The sequence below is a fragment of the Methylomonas paludis genome, from assembly GCF_018734325.1.
GTDB classification, from domain to species: domain Bacteria; phylum Pseudomonadota; class Gammaproteobacteria; order Methylococcales; family Methylomonadaceae; genus Methylomonas; species Methylomonas paludis.
Genome location: NZ_CP073754.1, coordinates 1,414,535 through 1,435,616 on the forward strand (window position 1 = coordinate 1,414,535; position 21,082 = coordinate 1,435,616).

Annotated in this window: 17 protein-coding genes; 4 read left to right on the plus strand and 13 right to left on the minus strand. The window is 48.8% G+C overall.

Features of this window, described 5'->3' with window-relative positions; all coding sequences use genetic code 11:
* Window positions 1-40 precede the first annotated feature (40 nt).
* The 3 genes from KEF85_RS06470 to KEF85_RS06480 form a co-directional block, all read right to left on the minus strand.
* Window positions 41-3,169, minus strand: coding sequence for a CusA/CzcA family heavy metal efflux RND transporter (locus KEF85_RS06470; RefSeq protein WP_215584225.1), 3,129 nt, complete (start codon window positions 3,167-3,169; stop codon window positions 41-43).
* 15 nt (window positions 3,170-3,184) lie between these two features.
* The gene (locus KEF85_RS06475; RefSeq protein WP_246535062.1) at window positions 3,185-4,381 is read right to left on the minus strand and encodes an efflux RND transporter periplasmic adaptor subunit; all 1,197 of its coding nucleotides are present in this window, start codon (window positions 4,379-4,381) and stop codon (window positions 3,185-3,187) included.
* Between the two features lie 113 nt (window positions 4,382-4,494).
* Complete coding sequence (locus KEF85_RS06480) at window positions 4,495-4,926, minus strand: hypothetical protein (RefSeq protein WP_215584227.1); 432 nt, start codon at window positions 4,924-4,926, stop codon at window positions 4,495-4,497.
* Between the two features lie 316 nt (window positions 4,927-5,242).
* On the opposite strand from KEF85_RS06480, the gene KEF85_RS06485 reads away from it, so the two are divergent.
* Both KEF85_RS06485 and KEF85_RS06490 read left to right on the plus strand, forming a co-directional pair.
* Window positions 5,243-5,782, plus strand: a complete 540-nt coding sequence (locus tag KEF85_RS06485; protein WP_215584229.1) for a hypothetical protein — start codon at window positions 5,243-5,245, stop codon at window positions 5,780-5,782.
* 47 nt (window positions 5,783-5,829) lie between these two features.
* Window positions 5,830-6,426: an HAD-IA family hydrolase gene (locus KEF85_RS06490; RefSeq protein WP_215584231.1), complete on the plus strand. Its 597-nt coding sequence runs from the start codon at window positions 5,830-5,832 to the stop codon at window positions 6,424-6,426.
* 14 nt (window positions 6,427-6,440) lie between these two features.
* On the opposite strand, the gene KEF85_RS06495 is transcribed toward KEF85_RS06490, so the two are convergent.
* The 9 genes from KEF85_RS06495 to KEF85_RS06535 form a co-directional block, all read right to left on the minus strand.
* Window positions 6,441-9,524, minus strand: coding sequence for a type III restriction-modification system endonuclease (locus KEF85_RS06495; RefSeq protein WP_215584233.1), 3,084 nt, complete (start codon window positions 9,522-9,524; stop codon window positions 6,441-6,443).
* A gap of 4 nt (window positions 9,525-9,528) precedes the next feature.
* Window positions 9,529-9,915, minus strand: coding sequence for a type II toxin-antitoxin system VapC family toxin (locus KEF85_RS06500; RefSeq protein ID WP_215584235.1), 387 nt, complete (start codon window positions 9,913-9,915; stop codon window positions 9,529-9,531).
* The gene (locus KEF85_RS06505; protein ID WP_215584236.1) at window positions 9,912-10,238 is read right to left on the minus strand and encodes a DUF2281 domain-containing protein; all 327 of its coding nucleotides are present in this window, start codon (window positions 10,236-10,238) and stop codon (window positions 9,912-9,914) included. Before KEF85_RS06505 ends, KEF85_RS06500 begins: the two co-directional genes overlap by 4 nt.
* A gap of 12 nt (window positions 10,239-10,250) precedes the next feature.
* The gene (locus KEF85_RS06510) at window positions 10,251-12,176 is read right to left on the minus strand and encodes a site-specific DNA-methyltransferase (RefSeq protein ID WP_215584238.1); all 1,926 of its coding nucleotides are present in this window, start codon (window positions 12,174-12,176) and stop codon (window positions 10,251-10,253) included.
* A gap of 11 nt (window positions 12,177-12,187) precedes the next feature.
* Window positions 12,188-12,499, minus strand: coding sequence for a helix-turn-helix domain-containing protein (locus tag KEF85_RS06515; protein WP_215584240.1), 312 nt, complete (start codon window positions 12,497-12,499; stop codon window positions 12,188-12,190).
* Window positions 12,492-12,773 carry a type II toxin-antitoxin system RelE/ParE family toxin gene (locus KEF85_RS06520; protein WP_215584242.1) on the minus strand — a complete coding sequence of 94 codons (282 nt, stop codon included), beginning with the start codon at window positions 12,771-12,773 and terminating at the stop codon, window positions 12,492-12,494. The genes KEF85_RS06515 and KEF85_RS06520 overlap by 8 nt, the downstream gene beginning before the upstream one ends.
* 80 nt (window positions 12,774-12,853) lie before the next feature.
* Window positions 12,854-13,519, minus strand: coding sequence for a DUF4391 domain-containing protein (locus KEF85_RS06525; RefSeq protein WP_215584243.1), 666 nt, complete (start codon window positions 13,517-13,519; stop codon window positions 12,854-12,856).
* Window positions 13,516-16,788 carry a helicase-related protein gene (locus KEF85_RS06530; protein WP_215584245.1) on the minus strand — a complete coding sequence of 1,091 codons (3,273 nt, stop codon included), beginning with the start codon at window positions 16,786-16,788 and terminating at the stop codon, window positions 13,516-13,518. Before KEF85_RS06530 ends, KEF85_RS06525 begins: the two co-directional genes overlap by 4 nt.
* 256 nt (window positions 16,789-17,044) lie before the next feature.
* Window positions 17,045-17,317, minus strand: a complete 273-nt coding sequence (locus KEF85_RS06535; protein ID WP_215584253.1) for a hypothetical protein — start codon at window positions 17,315-17,317, stop codon at window positions 17,045-17,047.
* Window positions 17,318-17,465: 148 nt separating this feature from the next.
* On the opposite strand from KEF85_RS06535, the gene KEF85_RS06540 reads away from it, so the two are divergent.
* Window positions 17,466-18,881: a DegQ family serine endoprotease gene (locus KEF85_RS06540; RefSeq protein WP_215584256.1), complete on the plus strand. Its 1,416-nt coding sequence runs from the start codon at window positions 17,466-17,468 to the stop codon at window positions 18,879-18,881.
* A gap of 19 nt (window positions 18,882-18,900) precedes the next feature.
* Window positions 18,901-19,809 carry a cysteine synthase A gene (gene cysK / locus KEF85_RS06545; RefSeq protein ID WP_215584257.1) on the plus strand — a complete coding sequence of 303 codons (909 nt, stop codon included), beginning with the start codon at window positions 18,901-18,903 and terminating at the stop codon, window positions 19,807-19,809.
* Window positions 19,810-20,340: 531 nt separating this feature from the next.
* On the opposite strand, the gene KEF85_RS06550 is transcribed toward cysK, so the two are convergent.
* Window positions 20,341-20,931 carry a hypothetical protein gene (locus KEF85_RS06550; protein WP_215584259.1) on the minus strand — a complete coding sequence of 197 codons (591 nt, stop codon included), beginning with the start codon at window positions 20,929-20,931 and terminating at the stop codon, window positions 20,341-20,343.
* Between the last annotated feature and the right edge of the window lie 151 nt (window positions 20,932-21,082).

Here is a 21,082-nt window from a genome sequence, read left to right on the forward strand (position 1 = left end):
GTATGCCGGCTTTAAAGCTTTCGGCCGTGTTCGGCGCGGGCTATTCCTCTCGCTTGTGCAGATAGCCATAAAATATCGGCAGCAGTAATAGGGTGAGCAGGGTTGAGGAGAGGATGCCGCCGATGACTACGGTTGCCAGTGGGCGTTGCACTTCGGCACCGGTGCCGGTGGCCAGGGCCATGGGCACAAAGCCCAGTGATGCTACCAGGGCTGTCATCAGCACTGGGCGCAGCCGGGTCAGGGCGCCGGTGTAAATGGCGTTGTCCAGGGTTTGGCCTTGTTCGCGCAGGCTGCGGATGCAGCTGATCATCACCAGGCCATTCAGTACCGCTACCCCGGACAGGGCAATAAAGCCGACGGCTGCCGGAACCGATAGCGGAATGTCGCGCCACCAGAGGGCCAGCAAACCACCGGTCAGGGCAAACGGCACGGCGCTGAACACCAGCACGCTGTCTTTGAGGTTGCCGCACACCATGAATAACAGGATAAAAACCAGCAGCAATGCCAGCGGCACGACGATTTGCAGGCGCTGGCCGGCTGATTGGAGATGTTCGAACTGGCCGCCCCAGCTGATCCAGTAGCCGGGGGGGATTTTTAACTGCTGTAGTTGTTGCTGGGCCTCTGCGACGCAGGAGCCGATGTCACGGCCCCGAATATTGGCGCTGACTACTATCCGGCGCTTGCCGTTTTCGCGGCTGATCTGATTGGGGCCAGGTGCCAGATCGAGGCTGGCTACTTCTGCCAGCGGGATAAAGCTGGTCTGGCCGTTATTGTTTGCCGCCTCCGGCAAGGTCAGCGGCAGGCGTTTGATGGCTTCCAGATCGCTGCGCAACTGTTCCGGCAGACGTACGATGATGTCAAAGCGCCGGTCGCCCTGGAACAGGGTGCCGGCTTTGGCACCGCCCAGGGCGATGGCCACGGTTTCCTGTACGTCAGCGATATTCAGGCCATAGCGGGCGATTTTGGCGCGGTTGATATTGATGGTCAATACCGGCAGGCCGCTGGTCTGTTCTATTTTTAGTTCGGACAGACCGGGGATTTTTTCTAAAATTTCCAGAATGCCGGCGGCGGTGTGCTGCAGGATGGCGGTATCATCGCCGAATACTTTGACGGCGATATCGCTGCGCACCCCGGAAATCAGTTCATTAAAGCGTAACTGGATCGGTTGGGAGAATTCATAAATATTGCCGGGCTGTTGTTGCGCGGCTTGCTGGATTTCGGCCAGTAATTGGCTTCTGGGTTTGCTGGGGTCGGGCCATTGTTCCTGGGGTTTGAGCATGATATAGCCATCGGAAATATTGGGCGGCATGGGGTCTGAGGCTATTTCGGCGGTGCCGGTGCGGGCAAACAGTCGTTGTATTTCCGGAAACTGTCGGGTTAAGGCGGTTTCCAGTTGTTGCTGCATGGCGACTGATTGGGTCAGACTGGTGCCGGGGATACGTAGAGCCTGGATGGCAAAGTCACCTTCATTGAGACTGGGCACAAATTCACTGCCCAAGCGCGTCACCAGCAGCCCGGACAATAGCATGACGATGAGCGCTGCATAGAGTACGGTGGCTTGATGCCGCATGACTTGTTGCAGCAGTGGGGTGTACAGGCGTTTGGCGCTGCGCATGATCAGGGTTTCGGTTTCGCTGATGTTGCCGCTCATGCCCAGTGCCAGTGCGGCGGGAATAAAGGTCACGGAAAGCAGCATTGCGCCCAGTAAGGTAATCAAAACAGTTAGCGCCATTGGCTGAAACATTTTGCCTTCCACGCCGTCCAGGGCAAAAATCGGCAAGTAAACCACCATGATGATTAATTGACCGAACAGCAGGGCGCGTCTGGCTTCGGCAGCGGCGCTAAATATTTCATGATAGCGCTCGGTTTTGCTTAATTGCCGGCCCAGCCGGGTTTGGGCGTGAGCCAAACGCCGGACGCTGGTTTCTACAATCACTACGGCACCGTCGATAATCACGCCAAAGTCCAGCGCTCCCAGGCTCATCAGATTGGCGCTGACATCGGCAGCGACCATGCCGCTAAAGGTAAACAGCATGGCCAGCGGGATGATCAGGGCGGTAATCAGGGCAGCACGCAAATTACCCAGAAATATAAATAGTATCAGGATCACCAGCATGGCCCCGGCACTCAGATTGTGGCGCACGGTGCTGATGGCTTTATCAACCAGTACGGTGCGGTCGTAAACGCTGACGGCCTGGATGCCGGGCGGCAGGCTGCGGTTGATTTCCTGCATTTTGGCGGCCACGGCCTGAGCTACGCTGCGGCTGTTTTGGCCGATCAGCATGAACACGGTGCCTAATACCACTTCATGGCCATTTTCAGTGGCGGCGCCGGTGCGTAATTCCCGGCCTATTTCCACGCTGCCGATGTCGCGTATCCGCACCGGCAGGCCCTGGACGTTGGTGAGGATAATCTGGCCGATATCGTTGAGTGTTTCTACTTGGCCGGGTACCCGAATCAAATATTGTTCACCGCGTTTTTCGATATAACCGGCGCTGACATTATTGTTATTGCGGGCCAGTGCGGTGAGGATATCGGTCAGGCTCAGGCCGTAGGCGGCGAGTTTTTCCGGCAGCGGAGCTATCTGGTATTGCTTGGTGTAACCGCCCAGGCTGTTGATGTCGGTGACGCCGGGTACATTACGCAATTGCGGTTTGATGATCCAGTCCTGGATTTCGCGTAAATCGGCTGCGCTGTAGGGCGTGCCATCGGGCTTTTTGGCCTGATCCTGGGCCTGGACTATCCATAAGTAGATTTCCCCCAGTCCGGTGGATATCGGTCCCAGAATCGGGGTGATGCCGCTGGGCAGTTTGTCTTTGGCTTCCTGCAGGCGCTGGTTGACCAGTTGCCGGGCAAAGTATATATCGGTACCGTCGGCAAAGATGGCGGTGACCTGGGATAAACCGTAGCGCGACAGGGAGCGGGTTTGTTGCAGATGCGGCAGGCCGGCCAGCGTGGTTTCAAGGGGATAGCTGATGCGCTGTTCGGTTTCCAGCGGGGCGTAACCCGGTGCGGCGGTATTGATCTGCACCTGGACATTGGTGATATCCGGTACGGCGTCGATGGGTAATATCCGGTAATTGATCAGGCCCAGCACTGCCATGGCTGTGACTGCCAGTAATACCAGCCAGCGTTGGCGGATGGCCAGTTGAATAATTTGGCTAAACATCGGGGCTGCTCCGGGTTAGTGGCTGTGCTCGGCAGCGTGCTTGCCGTGCTCGGATTTGATGATAAAGCTGCCCTGTGCGGCGTATTCGCTACCCGGTTGTAGTCCTGAGATGATTTCCACTCGCCGGCCATCGGTCTGGCCGGTGCTGACCGGCTGGGCGCTAAAACCACCGGGTACCCGGACAAATACCACGGTTTGACCATCGATGGTTTGCAGGGCATCGGCTTGGACGGTTACCGCTGCGGCTGTGCTGCCGGTGATGATTTCGGCGCTGATGAATAAACCGGGACGCCAGCGCATTTGCGGGTTGGCCACCAGGATCCTGGTTTTGGCGGTGCGGGTTTGTGCGCCCATCAAGGCGCCGATATAGCTTATTTGGCCGGAGGCGGTGGTATTAAAGCCGCTGGTGCTGATGGTGACAGTTTGGCCAATCTGCACGGCATTGATGTCCTGTGCCGGTACGTTGATCTCGGCGGCGACTGTGGATAAATCCGACAGGGTGAAGATGCTGGCGTCTTCTTTGACGGCTTCGCCCAGGGCGATATGTTTTTCTACTACCATGCCGTCAAACGGGGCGCGTATTTCATAACGATTGATGGTCTCGCCGCTGGTTTGTACGGTGGCGATGGAACCCAATGCCAGTAATTTTTGTTGAGCGTTGTGCAGCGCAATTTCGGCTTCCTGGGCGCTGAGTTGGGCTTGTAAATAGTCTTTTTTGGCCAGAATGCCGGCATCCCACAATTCCGTGGCGCGGGCAAAGCCGGCCTGGGCCAAGGTTAAGCGCTTTTGGGCGGCGAATAATTCGCTGCGCTGTTCGGCCAGGGCAATGCTGGCGATGACGGCCAGTAACTGGCCTTTTTTGACTTGCGAGCCCAGGCTGACGCTAATATCGGCGACTACCCCGGCCAGACGCGGCACGACGTGGGCGGTTTTATCTTCATTTAATTTGATTTCGCCGGGCAGGGTGATGATTTGTTGCAATTGCGCCGGTGCGGCGATTTGGGTGGAAATCCCTGCTGCCTGGATTTGCTGGTCGCTTAGCTCGATTATGGCATCATGGTTCTCGCCGGCAGGGGCCGCAGCGGATTCGGGCTGTTCGCCGGCGGTTGGTATCGGCAGACGTAGGATTAATAGCGCTGCGGTCAGGCCGGCTGCCAGCAGGCCGCCACGCAGCAGCCACGGGTTTTGGCAAGAAAAGATAGTTTTGGTCAAGGTCGCTCCATGCCGTGTCAGTCACGGCTTGCCCTGGAATTTGTGATAGATTCCGGGTGGTAAATGATGTTCGGCGCGCGGCGCCGGCAAGTTTACTGGGCTGGAGGCTGGGGCTAATTCTGCAGGACGATGCTGCGTAGACTCAGTAGTCGGGTATCGGTGAATAACAGCGGGAGCAAGCCGTGGCAGAGTTTGATGACGCGGCGGCGGGGGATGATCAGTAATGCAAGCACCAGCAGCACAAAAATCGGGTCGGCGTGTGCGGTTTTGCTTAACAGCGAGAGCGGGATATGGTTGTCATGCCCGCTGTTGACCACCGGAAAATCCTGGCAGGGCAAGTTGGCGGTAGTCAGGTTAGTAGTCTGGGCCGGTTTGCTGACCGGCTGGTCGTGTGTGTGAGCCGCCTGTTCAACTGCGATATGACCGTCGGCGCCAAAACACAATACCCAGTCAGCTTCGCCATGTGCCAGAGCAAAATGCACGAATACCGCGCAGATCAGCACATAGGAAAACCAGGTTTTGGGTAAATATAGCTTATCCGGCATAAGGGGTGTGGCAGTTATGGTTCTAGCAATGTCAGCATTCTAATCCACTGGTATTGGTTCTGTCAGTATTAATTAAACGGCTTATAGGGTTTTGGTCATTAGCTATGCCAATCCGTTTGGGAACTTGATAAGCACATTTCACAAAACTGCAATAACATTTAAATAAAATATCGCTCAGAGCAATTGTTTTTCTGCGCAGCCTGGCATTAAAGGAAAAAGACAGTGTGAGGCTGTGCGGTAAATTGCTTTTCTATCAGCATCTGGCCGGCGACAGTCGGTTGGGTTGCTGCCCTGACTTACTGCTCTGATACTTTCCATGTTGATTCGTCTGCTTTTGCTGGTCATGATGCTGGCTGTGTCCGGCTGCGCCACTACTCCGGCTAAATCCCCCGCTTGGTCAGAGGCCATGCCGGCAGAGGATTATTTTTTAATGGTTTATCAGCAGGATGATGCCAATAGCAGTCGGCAGAGTCTGGATGATTATCTGAACTGGGTGCAGCGTTTTTATCAGGGATGTGCGTTTTATCCGAATGGCTGGAATGCGATAACGGCTGAGCTGTTGCAGCGCTTGCCAGAATCGGAAGTGGCGGCTGCCGTGCAAGATAAAATGGCAGGACTAGGCCTGCTGATTGGCTCGGAATGGGCCAAGAATAATCAGACCCGCAGTATCAATACCCGTCATGTGTCAATTTGGGGTAATGCGCTGTTAAAGTCCTTGGCGCAGGGCGAAACCTTGCTGTTATTGGATAAGGTGAGCGCCGATGTGGACGATTTGCTGGGTAAACGAATTTCCGCTGATGTGATTACCGAAGACCGTTTTTATGCGGAAGAGGATATTTTTAAAAATATTAATTAAGCTGCCGGGTTTCACTTTGTTCAACCCCGCCTACACGATGCCTGTTTATGATGACTCCCTGTTTATTGTTATTTGATTTGGGCGGCGTATTAACCGAAAATGCGACCTTTAGCCAATTGCAGCAATTACTGCCGGATGGTGAGCAGTCCATCAAGGAACGCTGGTTGTTTTCGCCCTCAGTCAGGCTGTTTGAGTTGGGTGAAATTGATGCCGCCGAGTTTGGCGAACGGTTTGTCGCGGAATGGGGGCTGGAATTATCGGTAGATGATTTTCTGCAGGCGTTTGCTTCGTGGTCCAAGGGGTTTTGTCCTGGGGTGCGCGACACGCTGTTGCTGCTTAGACAAAGCTATCAGATCGGTTGTCTAAGCAACTCCAACCCGCTGCATTGGCAAAAATTAAGCGATTTTGGCGTAGAATTCGATTTTGCTTTGTTCTCGCATTTGCAGGGGGTGATCAAACCTGACCGCGAGGCGTTTGTGCTGGCCTTGCGCACCGCCGATCTGGATCCGTGCCAAATTTTTTATTATGACGATGCACCGGCCAATGTGCGGATGGCGGCTGAATTGGGTATGCAGGCTTTTCAGGTTGAAGGCTTTGCCAGTTTGGTGCAACTGCTTGAGCGTCAAGGCTTGCTTGCCAGTTAGTTGTATGCTGGCAATCACTCTGTGCTCATGCACAAGTCCATCAATTTTGCATAATTATCCACAACACCATATTTAACCTGCTCACTACCGATTTTGTTATTAATTTCCGTGAAAAACTTATCTGCGCAGGCAATTTTTGATTTCTCGATAGCTCTCAATTCCATTGAGGACATAGAGCCTTTGGTTTCAGCGATAAAATAGATATGTTTAACTGTGCCCTGTTTAAAAGCGATAGCCCAATCCGGGTTATAATCGCCTACCGGCGTCGGAATATAAAAGCCTTTCGGCAGCTTGGCATAAACCACGACCTCGGCGCTTACATCCAGTTCCTCAACGAAACTGCGTTCAGTTTTAGAATCAGTAAACACATAATCGTAAATATGCCGGTTTAATTTACTGCCGGCTTTGCTGAAGTCCAGCTTGGCTCTGTTCTGGGTAAAAATATCCAGGCTATGAGTTTCTGCTATGGTGTCATAGCTTAAATGCTCCACAATAACAGCGGCTTTCTGTTCATTGATTAGTTTTGCCGCCTTAGCGATAAAATGTTCAGGATTGATTTGATATTGGCCAAATACCTTAGCGTTAATACCTTGTAGAATCTTTGCAATAGTCTGGCGGGTGAGTTTTGTTTCTGCCGTCAATTTGCCTATCAAATCGTATTTAACAGCAGAATGTATCGAGCCATCCAGTTTGCCGGTATGATTTTGAATGGTCACAAAACTTTCACCGGCTTTTATAGCATCATAAGTAACCTGATTTGCTTGTATGCCGCTTGCCACCGTGTACAGCAAGGGGCTGACCTTGAGTTCTTTATCCAGTTCCAGGATACATTTACTCACCAGTTCCGTTGTGGCAAATTCCACGGTATAGGCAGCTTTATGGTTGATCCGCTGCCATAATTCTTTAAATTCCTGCTTGTAAAAGTTATCGTTAAGCTCATTGAATTTAGTCTTGCGCCCATTTTCAATATCGGGAAGTTGCTCATCACTAAATACACTGTCAATCAATTGCCAAACCGGCTCTCCATATATCTGCAATTCAGCGGGTAACTCGGCAAGATTGCCTTCTTTACGGGCAAGGTGATAGGCCGCCGTAATGTTGTCATCCGCATCCGTGTAATCGTTTTTCAGCAAATATTTGTAAATTTGCTTGGCAAGTTGCGGCGTTACTTCAACCGGGCCGGACTCGGTTTTAAGGATTTTGCCGGTAAAATATTTTTCATCGGCAATCCGTGGCCTGGCCGACAAAGCACTGCTGATTTCGCTTTGCAAAGCCGTCACAAACTCTGTGTAACTTTCGCTGGTAACCACGGTCAGCACATTGACATCATGTACTGTTGCCGGGTTATCCATCCGCTCGCCGCTTTGATTGACCGACAGGCGCATACCGCGACCAACTTCCTGACGGCGGGTGGTAGTGTTATCGCTGTGCTTTAAGGTACAGATGACAAACACATTCGGGTTGTCCCAGCCTTCACGCAATGCGGAATGCGAGAAAATAAACCGCACCGGTTCCTCAAACTTAAGCAATTGTTCTTTATTGCGCAAAATCAGATCGTAAGCATCCACATCGTCAGTATCGCTGGATTTTTTACCGGTTGCCGGATCAATCAGATGTTGGCTCTTTTTGTCGATGGAAAAATAGCCCTGATGAGTTTTGGCGGTAGCAATGCCACGTAGATAGGCGTTATAGGGATTGTCATCCAGCGTCAAAACCTCGTTTAGCTGGTTGTTATACTCTTCTGCAAAAATCTGCGCATATTCCCCGGCAGAACCGCCGCTTTCGGGATCGGCAACTGCCCGACCTTCGCCAGCCTTGCTGTCGTAACAACGGTATTTGGCTACGCTATCAATAAAGAACAGCGTTAACACTTTAATACCTTGATGAAACAGCGTCTGTTCTTTGTCAAAATGCGCTTTAATCGCCTCCCGGATTTGAATCCGGCGCAAGGCAGTTTCGTCAACATCCCCCGTCGCCTCACCAACCGATAGCTCCACGCCATTGGTAAAACTAAGCGTATCGGTATAGGCATTAATATCCGCGACCACATAACCTTTATATTGATCCAGGCCGCCGGACAGATCAAACAGGTTATCGCCTTTGTTAAGCTTGCGCACCACTCGCTTAATACCGCTGCTTAGTTTAATCTCCAGCTCTAGTTTGACAACTGGCGGCTTGCTGCTGGAAATATCAATACTGCCCAGATATAAATAGGCGTGGGTTCCTGCCAGGTTTTTGACGGCAATACCGCGCACAGCGATTTTTTTTACCAGTTTTTGCTGATAGGCATCCAGTGCATCCAGCCGGTAAACTTTATGGTATTCGGTCTTATGGGTGGCGGAATAGCGTAAAATCATCAAAGCCTGAAAATTCCTGAATGACTCCAGGGTTTTGAGTCCTGCCATTTTTTGCGGTTCATCCAGGATCAAAATAGGCCGATTGGCGGCAATGACATCAATGGGTTTGCGTGACTGAAAATCGTCCAGTTCATCATAAATCCGCCGGTTATCCCTGCCGGTGGCATTAAACGCCTGCACGTTAATAATCATCACATTAATGCCGGCATCGGCTGAGAAACTTTCCAAATTATGTAACTGCTTGGAGTTGTAAATAAAAAACCGGGCTTTTTTGCCGTATTCTTCTAAAAAATGTTCGGCGGTGATTTGCAGGGATTTGTATACTCCTTCGCGAATCGCGATACTCGGCACCACAATGATGTATTTGCTCCAGCCATAGCGTTTGTTAAGCTCAAACAGGGTTTTGATATAGCAATAGGTTTTGCCAGTACCGGTTTCCATTTCAATATCCAGATTGATATTGCAGCCGGTTTTTTTATCGACAACTAAATCCACCGATTCAGGCAGATTTTGCTGACGCTGTATGTGGCGGATATTGTCCAGTAAGCTGGTGGCAGTGATAGCCAAGGCGTTATTTCTGAAGCCTGCATCTTCAAACAGGCTGGTTTGGGGCGTTGTTTGATTACTGCCGGGATCAATCCGGTATTCAATACCCTGGGTATTCGGCTGACCGCTAAAACAGTCCACCACAGCGGCCACGGCGTGGGATTGAAACGCTTGCTTTTTAAACTTCAGTTTCATGTTTTTAAACGCTCATGATATAAGGCAATTGATATTGAGCGATTTTGTCATCCACCGTGACTAACTGATATTGTTTGTTATGGGATTGGGCAATCAATAAGCGATCAAAGGGGTCACGATGTATCATTGCTAACTGTGTGGCTAACATGGTATCAGAAGCCGTTATCACCAATTCTTGTAAGTTGGACTTAAGTGCACCGGCATGAATATCCTCAATTCGCTTAATTCCAAACTCCGGCCAAATAGTGGATTTGATACCAATCTCCCATAGATTAACAGGGCTAAAAAACACGGTGTCTGCAAGATAAATAGCTTCAGCCGCTTTTTTAGGTAATTGCTTTGGTTTTGCTAAAGTCCAAAGCAAAATATGGGTATCCAGCAGCAAATTCATAAATCGTCCGTATAAAATTCATTGATAAGTTTTTCGGGCAAAGGTTTGTCAAAATCATCTGGAATAGCAAACTCCTCTGCCATTAGCCCTAAAATAACCGGATTACGCTTTTTATGATCGATCTGCTCCAGACTGACGCCATGAGATGCTTTTAAAATGCCGCAAGCCTGTTCAAGTTCGGCATCAGTCAAGGCATTAACATCTTCCGTACTTTGCTTCTGCGTGTACCTGGCTTCTAAAAAATAGATAAAGTCCAGCACCTGTTTTTGTAAATCTTCCGACAGGGTTTGGCATTGGGTGCTTATTTCCTGAATATGACTCATAAAAACCTCGTCCTAAATAACTTTTATTTCAGTATTGGGTGAAATAAGCTTAAAGACTTGTTCGACATTAATCTTTACACTATCGCTGCTGAAACCGGCATCGCGAAATACCACGCGCAATGGCTGGCGCTTGGCCAGTTCCTTGACAAAAGCTTCGTTGATGCCAGTGTCAAAACAGGCGGCCAGGGCATTGCCGTCAACGAAGAACACTGTAAAGGATGAAATTTGTTCATCCTTGACTAAAATAGTCTCTTGGCTAATCGGTAGGCTTAAATCCACCCCCCAGTCCAGCAATACCTGAAACAGCAAGTCTTCCGCGGTGCGGTCTGGCTTGATGTTATCGGTAAAATGTTCCAGGTCGCCTTGTTTTAATTGATCGGGCTGGTAGTAGACATCTTTCATATTGGAGCTGTCGACTTTTAGAACACGAAAGCCGATGTCTAAGGGTAAGACTGAACCGTCCGGTTTTGTTTCATTCTTCATCCTGCCAACTTCAGTCTTGATTTTCTGTCCGGCGCGACGGATGCGTTCCTTGCCGATTTCGGCAATAGTTTTGTAGCCGGCTTTATAGGCTTCGGATTTTTCATCACAGACTTCAGGGAGTTGCACCATAATGAATTTACGATTGCCGTCGTCTTCAGCGTTTAGCTGCATGACAGCGTGGGCGCTTGTGGCGGAACCAGAGAAAAAATCGAGAATTATGTCGTTTTTGTCGGTTGAAATTTGTAATATTCGTTTGATTAAACGAGAAGGTTTTGGCGTTTCAAATACAGTTGATTCGGGGAATAAATCGTTGACTTCTTTTTTTGCTTCTTGATTATGCCCAACATCAACGTATTTCCAAATCGTCTGACAAGCTGTTCCTTGCTTGACTTCAGAAAGAAAACGCTTAACGGCAGGAACATTATTGCCATCTGCACCAAACCAAATGCGATTATCTTTAATCATTTGCTGCAAAACGGGTTCAGTATATAACCAACAACGACCATTTGGTAAAGTATGTTGTTTACCGTTCGGGGCTGTCAATACATAGAACTGACTTTTTGTTCCGTGACCTGCTTGAGCAGTCGAATCTACTGATTTCCATACCCCGCGAAGGTCATTATCAAGATTGCGATAACGAGCGTTCATTTCGTCCGAACGCGCTAATAAATTCGGATACCAATTGATTTTATTCTTGGCATATATGATTATAAAATCATGGGATTCAGAAAACCATTTTACGGCGTTTTGAGGACTATATCTTTTTTCCCAAACTATTGTGCTTACAAAGTTCTGCTCCCCAAAAACCTCATCACACAACCTTTTTAGGTTTGCCTGTTCGTTGTCGTCAATCGAAATAAAAATAACACCATCTTCGCTAAGAAAATTGCGTGCTAGTTTGATGCGAGGATACAACATGGTAAGCCAATCAGAATGAAATCGGCCATTAGACTCATTATTAGCCACTAAGCGATTGCCAACCTCATCCTTTTGATTGGATCGCTGTAAATAGCTTTCGGTGTTTTCGGCAAAGTCATCTTCATAAATAAAATCATTACCGGTGTTGTAAGGTGGATCAATGTAAATCATCTTCACCTTGCCCAGATAGGTTTCCTGCAGTAACTTCAAGGCATCCAGATTATCGCCTTCAATATAAAGGTTTTGGGTAGTGTCAAAATCCACGCTTTCTTCACGGCAGGGGCGCAGGGTTTTGGCGATGGGGGCGTTGGCGGTTAATAAGGCTTCGCGCTTGCCGGGCCAGTTGAGTTGATAGCGTTCCTGCGGGCCTTCCACTATCACTCCGCTCAACTCCTGGCGCAGCAAGTCAAAATCAATCGCGTATTTCAGTTCAGCATGTTCATCACCTGTTTCCGTCACACAATTGGGAAACAATTCGGCCAGTTTGGCGATGTTGGCTTGGATAAAATCGGGCGTGTGTAATTTCAGCTTGTTCATAATTTCAGTGTTTATACCAAACGCACTTCCAGCTTTTTGCCTAAGGCTTTGGCATATTTCTGCAAGGTATCAATCGATGGTGAATGTTTGCCGGAAGCCAGGGAGTTTTCCAATCTGGCTACGGCTGGCGCTTTGGTGCCCATGCGCTCAGCGACTTGCGCTTGAGTCAGTCCGGCTTCTTTGCGGGCATTGAGCATTTCATCGAGTATGGCGTATTCAGCTGCGTTGGCCTGAAAAGCTGCTTGTACCTCTGGATTCGCCAACAACTGTGCTCTAAATGCGGCATCGTGTGGTACAGGTTGATAATGTTCGTCGTTATGCATTTTTAACCTCTTTTAACCGTTTTTTGGCAAGTTTTAAATCGGCAACCGGCGTGGTATTGGTTTTTTTGATAAAGCTGTGCAATATCACTACCGTGCAACCCAGTTGCATACAGTAAAATACCCGGCCTATACCTTCCGGCCCTTTTGGCCGTAATTCAAATAAACCATCCCCCATCGCCCGCGAATGCGGCATACGTAAATCAGTGCCATGATGTTGAATTAAATCAGTCAAATGAATGTAGTCAGCCAGAATACCTGAAGGTAATTTGAGCACTTATTGCCTGACCCGTTCATTGAAATAAACAATTGTATACTTCATAAGCCAATAATAACAAATATGTTATTTTAACGAGATTAGTTTTGCAGTCGCTTCAGTTCTGTCTGCAATGTTCTAAGCTGAGCGTTAAGCTCCACCTTGCGGTTGAACTGCTGTTCTTTATGTAAGCGGTTTTGCAGCTTTTGACATTCGGCTTGTTTGGTTTGCAGTTCCGTCCAGCGTTGCAGGTGCTGCTGTATATCTTCACCATGGCGCGGCGGCAGCGGTATCAATTGGCGCAGCAGATGTTCATATAATAAGGCCAAATCCAGCACAGCGGGCAAGGGCTGCCTAATTAAATCCTGGGCTAGCCAGTTACTGGCTAAATAAGCGTCTACCAGCCATTTGTGGCTATCGGTGGTGCTGGGGCGCTTATAGGCGGCCATGACTTTAATTCGCTCGGCATAATGGAGTTGATAGATGATAGGAAATGGGATGGCCTGGTCTATGCAGCGCAAGACGGCTTCATTCAGTTCCGGGGTTTTCAGGCTGATGTCAAATATCTGAATTTCCGCTACGCCGGGCTTGGCGGGCAGGTTTATGGTTTCCGGTGCCAGTTTGTATTGCCAGATAATTTGCTCGATCTGTTGCACAAACAGTGCTTTTAACGTGCTGTTGGTGGCGGTGTGTTGATAGATTTTATTTTTCGGCAGCACCCGACCGAACAAAGCTTGTTTCGGATAAGAAAACAGGGCTTGAGTCATGCTTGATCTTGAATAATCAGGAAGGTTATCAACTCAAAATCGTCCAACCCGGCGATAGTATTCACCAATGCAGTCGTTTTGCCGCCGCTGAACAGGCTATCCAAATCTTTTTCTTCTTTTATATCCACCATTGAACGTATGGCTTGGTCGAGCAAATTGGAATAAACCTGCATATTGCGGCCATCATCGGTTGCCTGATTGAATAGCCGGCAAGCGCTGCTGATGGCTTGGCTTTGGCCTTTACAGGCAGCGCGCACCAGATCCAATAAGCGTTTTACTTCAGTATGATTGGTGATGATTTCACCGTTTTGACCAATGTAAACCAGATAAAAGGGATGTAGGCGGTTATGTTGGTTGATGTTGATGCTTTGATTGCGGTTGCGTAGGGTAAATATCAAACCCGGTGCTAAGCCCTGGGCCGGATTGGCGGGTACGACGGCGTGCATGCCGCTGGGTATATTGGCAAGATTACCATTGGTTTTAACGTAATTCAGTAAATCCATACGGAAGTCGTTCAAGCCCAGGTCGGTAATCGAGATGCCGGTTTTTAGATCTTCCATTTCTATCACTTCTTCCTGCAAACGCCGCAGCTGTTCTTTGCGATAGGCTACGTCATGGGACTGGCTGCTTAATACGTTGTCGTCGCCAGTGGCGGTGACATCGGCAATCATCATCCGGTTTTCTACGCGCTCTTTGAGATTGATGTATTCATCCAGACTAATATCCGGCCAGTAATTGACCAACTGGATACAATTGTTTTGGGAGCCGATCCGGTCTACCCGGCCAAAACGCTGGATAATGCGTATCGGATTCCAGTGGATGTCGTAGTTAATCAGGTAGTCGCAATCCTGTAGGTTTTGTCCTTCCGATATGCAGTCTGTGCCTATCAGGATGTCTATTTCTGCCGGTTCTCCGGGCAAGATGCCGGTTTTGTCTTTTGAACGAGGTGAAAACAGGGTCAATAATGATTGATAGTCATAATTTTTTTTGAGGGTGGACTTGGGGCTATCGCTGCCGGTGATTTTGCCGGTATGCAAATGGTGGCTGAGTAACAGGTTGTCCGCCAGATGGGTATATAAATAGTTGGCTGTATCGGCAAATGCGGTGAATATGAGGATTTTTTTATTGCCGGGGTTGATGGGATGAGCTAGTTTGGTGTGGATATGCGTTTTTAAATGTTGCAACTTGAAATCTTCTTGTGGCTGGACTTTTTGCATTTCGGTCAATAATCCTGCTATCACCCATAAATCAGCTTGTAAATCCTGTCGCCAGGAGGGTAAATCCATATCTGCCAGACTGATCTGGACTTTTTTGCCTATGCTATTGTCATCGGGTGCCGGGAAGTTTTCATCGTCTTCGTTGGTATCGGCAAAAGCAGCGCTGGTGTCGGCAAATGCGTCGGCCAAGCCGGTTTTTTGAAAGTGGCTGATTTTGTCCAGGGTGTTTTGATGATTTTCTTTTAAACTTTGTAAAGTCAGCCGAAAAGCCTCTACTGAACTTTCCAGGCGTTTCAGCAGATTGGTGGTCATTAAGGCTTGCAGGCTTTTTTCCCTGTCAGCTTGTTTGAATTTGGTTTTACCACTGCCGACCAGGGTATCGTATAAATCTTCATATTTGCTCACACGGCTGGGCAGAATATAACTCACTGGGGCGTAGACCGCCAGTTTCAACAGGGAGAGCTGGTTAAATATTTGGTTAAAACCGATGACATCGTAACGACTGGTCAGTTTGCAATGAAAGGATAATGGCTTCAGCCGTTGCGGGAATTTGCCTATGTCAGCGGTATCGTAAAAGGTTTCGATGTGTTTGCGGGATCGGGCGATGGTGACGCTGTCCAGCAGTTCAAAAAAATCGAAATCCAGGGCGCTAAGGATGGCGCTGGCGGTGCGCTGTTCGGGCGGCAAGTTTGACCAGGTGTTGAACGCAGCCTGGGCCCGGCTGAAAATGGTTTCTATGTCTTTTTCGGTACGCAGGTTATGACTGAGGTTTTCTGAATCGCCCTCATAGGCCAGCGCCAGTTGATTACGTAAATCGCTAAAGCGGTTGTTGACCGGTGTGGCCGATAGCATGAGTACTTTGGTTTTTACGCCTTGTTTGATGACGGCATTCATCAGTTTCTGGTAGCGGGTTTCCTTGTCTTTATAGGCATCGTTATTACGGAAGTTATGCGATTCGTCTATGACGACCAGGTCGTAGTTGCCCCAGTTGATACGATTTAAAGGTGTCCCGAAGGACTCGCCGCTGGTTCTTTGTAAATCGGTATGGCAAAGCACGTCATAATTAAATCTGTCTTTGCCGAAAATATTAGTTACCAGATTTCGGTTATAAGTTAGCCAGTTGTCCGCCAACTTTTTAGGGCATAACACCAGTACCGAACGGTTACGCAGTTCGTAGTATTTAATAACCGCCAAAGCTGTGAAAGTTTTACCCAAGCCTACGCTGTCGGCCAGGATACAGCCGTTGTAGGTTTCCAGTTTATTGATAATGCCGGTGGCGGCATCCCGTTGGAAATTGAAGAGTTTTTTCCAGATCAGGCTGTCCAGGTAGCCAGTGCGGTCGTTCGGTAATACATCTTCATTCAGGTCTTCCAGAAATTCATTGAAAATGTTGTAAAGCATCAGAAAATAAATGCGCTCAGGCGAGTTTTCCTGATAGACCGCGGTAATGTGCTCGCTGAGTCTGGCAGTCACATCGTCCAGCTTTTCTTTATCATTCCAGATTTGCTCGAATAAATTGAGATACATGGTGGTGTGGGTTGGTTCGTCAATTTTAGTGACAAAATTTGAAACCGCATTACCTTGTTGGTAGCCCAGATCGACCGCAGTAAAACCGTGTAAGGCGGTATAGACAGCCGCTGTATCTTTATTTGCTACACAGGCAAATTGCTGCATGGGGGCTTTACTATTATTTGACCGAAAAGTGGCCTTGCGCCGTATCCAGTCCGCGCACTCCTTGGCTATCGCGCGTTGGCTTAGTTGGTTTTTAAGCTGAATTTCAAATTCGCTGCCGAAAAAATCCCGCTCACGTCCAGCTTTGGGAATATGGAATTCCCTACGTTCTTTTTTTATTTTGTCGCTGACTTCGTCAGGCACAAAAGTCGGTGAGGTAAAAATGAACTCTAATGAGTCTATTTTTTCCAACTCGCGTTTTAGCGCGACATAAGCGTAAATTGAAAAACAGGATGCGGCAATTTTAAGTTTGGAATTCGATTTGATAGTCCGTTTTAGGTTTTCACCTAACAGGTGATTGATGTTGTCGATTATTTCCATGCTTTAATTCTACTAAAATACATGGTTTTTTAGTAATTACTTCGCGTAAGATTGCTTGATTTTTTATTCGATTGGTCATTGGCTTGGCATGATAGGCTGCATTGGGTTTAGCACCTATCGTTGCCTGGGATGCTTGAGTGCCGGGTTACTAGCAAACATTGCTGGGGGCATCGAGGTATTGGCGGCCTACATCCTCGATTCCGCGTTGCTGCATCGAGGCTACGTTTGCATTTTTGTTCACCTTTATAAGCAGAAATCAGCCGTCATTACTCTGCGTAACTTTGCTTGAACAGTTTAAATAAGTATCTGGCTTCGATTGATGCGCTGCACTGCGTTTAGCTGATCCTACCACTAGCTGTTTTGTATGGATGCTGAGTGCTGATATATAGCCTTTAAAAAACTTAAATTCTCCCCAATATTTCGGCATAATTTGCGGTGTTTGCTGGTGGCTACGGATTTTTTTCGGGAAAAAAGCCTCTAACAGCTTGTTTAGCCCGATCAGGACGTGAGGTGCTGATTTTTTTTGCAACTAAATGCTAGTATTTTCCGGCTATTAGGCGTAAGTTGGGCTAAATATAATGGTTATCATTCCATTAGGGGTGATTATGCACATTGGGCGGCGATCAGCACACCCCCGGTATGGAAAGTTTTTTTATTTATCATGATTTGGAGTCAACATGCTTAGAAAGCTGTTTTATGGAATAGGTATTTTCTTTTTGCTGAGTAATACCGGCTTTGCTCAGTTGCCGGATTTTACTGAAATGGTTAAAAACAACGGCGATGCGGTGGTTAATATCAGTACCACTCAAAAAGCGCCGGATGCCCAAATTCCGGGAGCCGATCAGCAACAACAACTGCCGCAGGATGTCCCGCCGGAAATGGAAGAATTCTTCCGCCGCTATTTTCAAGGCCCAGGCCGGGGTGGGGTGGTGCCGCGTGAAACCAATTCGCTGGGTTCCGGTTTTGTGATTTCCAAAGACGGTTATATTCTGACCAATTCTCATGTTGTGAATAACGCTTCTGAAATTATTGTTAAACTCAAAGACCGCCGCGAACTGGTGGCTAAATTGATAGGTCTGGATGAGAGCAGTGATGTGGCTTTGCTTAAAGTCGAAGCCAAAGACCTGCCGATTGTGGAAATCGGCTCGCCCGATCAATTACAGGTTGGTGAATGGGTATTGGCTATCGGTACGCCATTTGGCTTCGATCAGTCGGTGACTGCCGGTATTGTCAGCGCCAAGGGCCGCAGCTTGCCGGACGGTAATTATGTGCCGTTCATTCAAACCGATGTGGCTATCAATCCCGGTAACTCCGGTGGCCCTTTATTCAATATGCAGGGTAAAGTGGTGGGTATCAATTCTCAAATCTACAGCCGTTCCGGCGGTTATATGGGCTTGTCTTTCGCCATCCCTATCGATCTGGCTATGAATGTGGTGGAACAGATCAAAACCAAGGGTAAAGTCTCACGCGGCTGGTTGGGTGTACAGATTCAGGATGTTACCCGGCAATTGGCCGAGTCTTTTGGTATGGACAGACCGCACGGTGCGCTGGTTGCCAAAGTGATTCCCGGTGGCCCTGCTGAAAAAGCCGGTTTGCAAATCGGTGACGTGATTGTTGAATTCAACGGTCAGGTGGTGGAAACTTCCGGCGAATTGCCGCCACGGGTGGGTGTCACACCAATAGATGAAGCCGCTAAACTGAAAATTATTCGTCAGGGTGAAAAACAGGATATCAGCGTTAAAATCGGCTTGCTGCCGGCGCAACAGGCGGTGGCTCAGGCTAATGACACTACCTCACCTGCCGATACTGCCAATAATCGTTTGGGTATCAGCGTCAGTGATTTGACTGCCGAACAGCGCCAGCAATTACAGGTGGAGAAAAATGGGGTGCTGGTGCAGAAAGTGGGCAAGGGTGCTGCGCAGGATATCGGCATTCAACCCGGTGATGTGATTTTGCGCTTGCAAAATTCTAGCGTGCGTGATAGTGCTGAATTTAATAAACTGGTCAATAAGTTGCCGGCCGGTAAATCCATCGCTGTGCTGGTGCAACGCAACGGTAATCCTTTGTTTTTGGCATTTAAATTGGAAAAATAAAGTCAGGTGAGGAGCTGCAATGCCTAATGCAAGTAATCTAACGCAACTTATAGGCAATACTCCGTTACTTAAACTGCAACGCCTGGTCGATGCAGATTCGGCAACGGTACTGGTGAAACTAGAGTCGCGCAATCCCGGCGGCTCGGTTAAGGACAGAATAGGCATGGCGATGATCCAGGCTGCGGAAAAAGCCGGCAGGCTGAAATCCGGCGGCACAATAGTGGAGCCTACTTCTGGAAATACCGGTATTGCTTTGGCGATGATTGCTGCGGTACGGGGTTATCATTGCATCCTCACCATGCCGGATACCATGTCGGTGGAACGGCGGCAATTATTGGCCCTGTATGGGGCGGAAATTGTGTTGACCCCAGGGGCGGAAGGCATGACCGGAGCCATCCGCAAGGCCCAGGCTATTGTCGAGCAAACTGCCGGGGCGTTTATGCCTCAGCAGTTTGAAAATCCGGCTAACCCGGAAATTCATCGTCAGACCACGGCGCAGGAAATCTGGTCGGCTACCGGTGGGCAAATTGATGCGTTTGTGTGTGGTGTCGGTACCGGTGGCACTATTTCCGGTGTGGCTGATGTGATTAAAAACCGTAATCCGCATTTTCAGGTTATTGCTGTGGAGCCTGCCGAGTCGCCGGTTATTTCCGGTGGCGTGCATAGTCCGCATAAAATTCAGGGCATAGGTGCGGGGTTTATTCCCAAAAATCTGGATGTGGATTTGATAGATGCTATTGAACTGGTCAGCACGGAACAGGCTTTTGCTACCCGTAAGCAGTTGATGCAAAGCGAAGGCATTTTAGCCGGGATTTCTTCCGGAGCCAGCGTTTATGCGGCTTTGCGGGTTGCCGCTCGATTAGGGAAAGGTAAAACGGTGGTGACTATTATTCACGATACGGGTGAGCGGTATTTGAGTATGGGTTGAGGGCTTAGCGTTTGGTGGTTTTGGGTTTGCTGCTGATTTGTTGGAATGTTAGAGGTTTTGGTGGACTGGTGGCGAATCCAGTTTTTCTACTTTGCCAGAGGCTGTGCTGTGTATTCCTCGATTCCACTGCGTTGCATCGAGGCTACGGGGTGGTTTGTGGTAGCAAAAGGTCAAACGGGCTGAGAGGTTTTTGGGGGGGGGGCTGGTGGCGAATTCGGCTTGCCTACTTTGCCAGAGGCTGTGCTGTGTATCCCTCGATTCCACTGCGTTGCATCGAGGCTACGGGGTGGTTTGTGGTAGCAAAAGATTAAACGGGCTGAGAAGTTTTTTTGGGGGGGTGGCGAATCCAGTTTTTCTAATTTGCCAGAGGCTGTGCTGTGTATCCCTCGATTCCACTGCGTTGCATCGAGGCTACGGGGTGGTTTGTGGTAGCAAAAGGTTAAATGGGCTGAGAAGTTTTGGGGGGTGGCTGGTGGCGAAAACGCCAATCGTTTTTTTAGGGGATAACCGGTCCCGGTTATCCCTTTTTTATTAGCCGTTTTGGCTTGACTTGCGCCGTGCAGCCCAAGCCAGCATGGGCAGGCCCAGCAGCAATAAGGCTGATTGATCTGCTTCAGGCACGGAAGTGGCTGCTGTGATCAGTGCGACTTTAGCGGAAACGTCCCAGTCGGCGTCATTAAACCCGATCTCATTACCCAGAAAGCCGACAAAGTGGCCGGATAAATTGTGCAGCGGGGTAAAGCTGGCGGTGACGGTTTGATTGTGCCAATGGGCGGTCAAGGTATAGACGTTATTCTCGCCACCATTGTAAAAGTCGTCATAATCCTTTTGAAAAGGGGTGCCTGTTTGGCCGAAGTAGGTGATTACGCTGTGACCGGGCGCGACATTGTTAGCGTTCAAAGTTCCGACAAAACTACCGCCGCCATCGCCTGTGAAAACCACATTAGTCAGATCGAAGCCGCTGGTATTTTCAATCGTAAAAGAACTGCCGCCATCTGCCACATAGGTGGCGATAATGTCGCCGATAACAATACTGGCGGTAGCGTTGCCGGAGAGCGCCAGTATTACGGCAGATAAAAGTGATTTAGCTAACATTTGACCTTTAATAGTTTTAACAATCATAAAAATCCTGTTGGTGGCTTAACGTATATTATTTTCTGGTTAAGTGTCCATGTTGTTTGCGCCTTGGTAACATTCCGTTTAAACAAGGTGTATATTAATCGATAATTTATAGGCAACTATAAGCATAACACATGCCAGTTTGTTTTAGGCG

What these genes read in the sequence shown, in the direction of transcription:
- KEF85_RS06470 (WP_215584225.1), bottom strand. Translation starts at nt 3,169, where the DNA reads ATGTTTAGCCAAATTATTCAACTGGCCATCCGCCAACGCTGGCTGGTA.
- KEF85_RS06480 (WP_215584227.1), bottom strand. Translation starts at nt 4,926, where the DNA reads ATGCCGGATAAGCTATATTTACCCAAAACCTGGTTTTCCTATGTGCTG.
- KEF85_RS06485 (WP_215584229.1), top strand. Translation starts at nt 5,243, where the DNA reads ATGTTGATTCGTCTGCTTTTGCTGGTCATGATGCTGGCTGTGTCCGGC.
- KEF85_RS06490 (WP_215584231.1), top strand. Translation starts at nt 5,830, where the DNA reads ATGATGACTCCCTGTTTATTGTTATTTGATTTGGGCGGCGTATTAACC.
- KEF85_RS06495 (WP_215584233.1), bottom strand. Translation starts at nt 9,524, where the DNA reads ATGAAACTGAAGTTTAAAAAGCAAGCGTTTCAATCCCACGCCGTGGCC.
- KEF85_RS06500 (WP_215584235.1), bottom strand. Translation starts at nt 9,915, where the DNA reads ATGAATTTGCTGCTGGATACCCATATTTTGCTTTGGACTTTAGCAAAA.
- KEF85_RS06505 (WP_215584236.1), bottom strand. Translation starts at nt 10,238, where the DNA reads ATGAGTCATATTCAGGAAATAAGCACCCAATGCCAAACCCTGTCGGAA.
- KEF85_RS06510 (WP_215584238.1), bottom strand. Translation starts at nt 12,176, where the DNA reads ATGAACAAGCTGAAATTACACACGCCCGATTTTATCCAAGCCAACATC.
- KEF85_RS06515 (WP_215584240.1), bottom strand. Translation starts at nt 12,499, where the DNA reads ATGCATAACGACGAACATTATCAACCTGTACCACACGATGCCGCATTT.
- KEF85_RS06525 (WP_215584243.1), bottom strand. Translation starts at nt 13,519, where the DNA reads ATGACTCAAGCCCTGTTTTCTTATCCGAAACAAGCTTTGTTCGGTCGG.
- KEF85_RS06530 (WP_215584245.1), bottom strand. Translation starts at nt 16,788, where the DNA reads ATGGAAATAATCGACAACATCAATCACCTGTTAGGTGAAAACCTAAAA.
- KEF85_RS06540 (WP_215584256.1), top strand. Translation starts at nt 17,466, where the DNA reads ATGCTTAGAAAGCTGTTTTATGGAATAGGTATTTTCTTTTTGCTGAGT.
- cysK (WP_215584257.1), top strand. Translation starts at nt 18,901, where the DNA reads ATGCCTAATGCAAGTAATCTAACGCAACTTATAGGCAATACTCCGTTA.
- KEF85_RS06550 (WP_215584259.1), bottom strand. Translation starts at nt 20,931, where the DNA reads ATGATTGTTAAAACTATTAAAGGTCAAATGTTAGCTAAATCACTTTTA.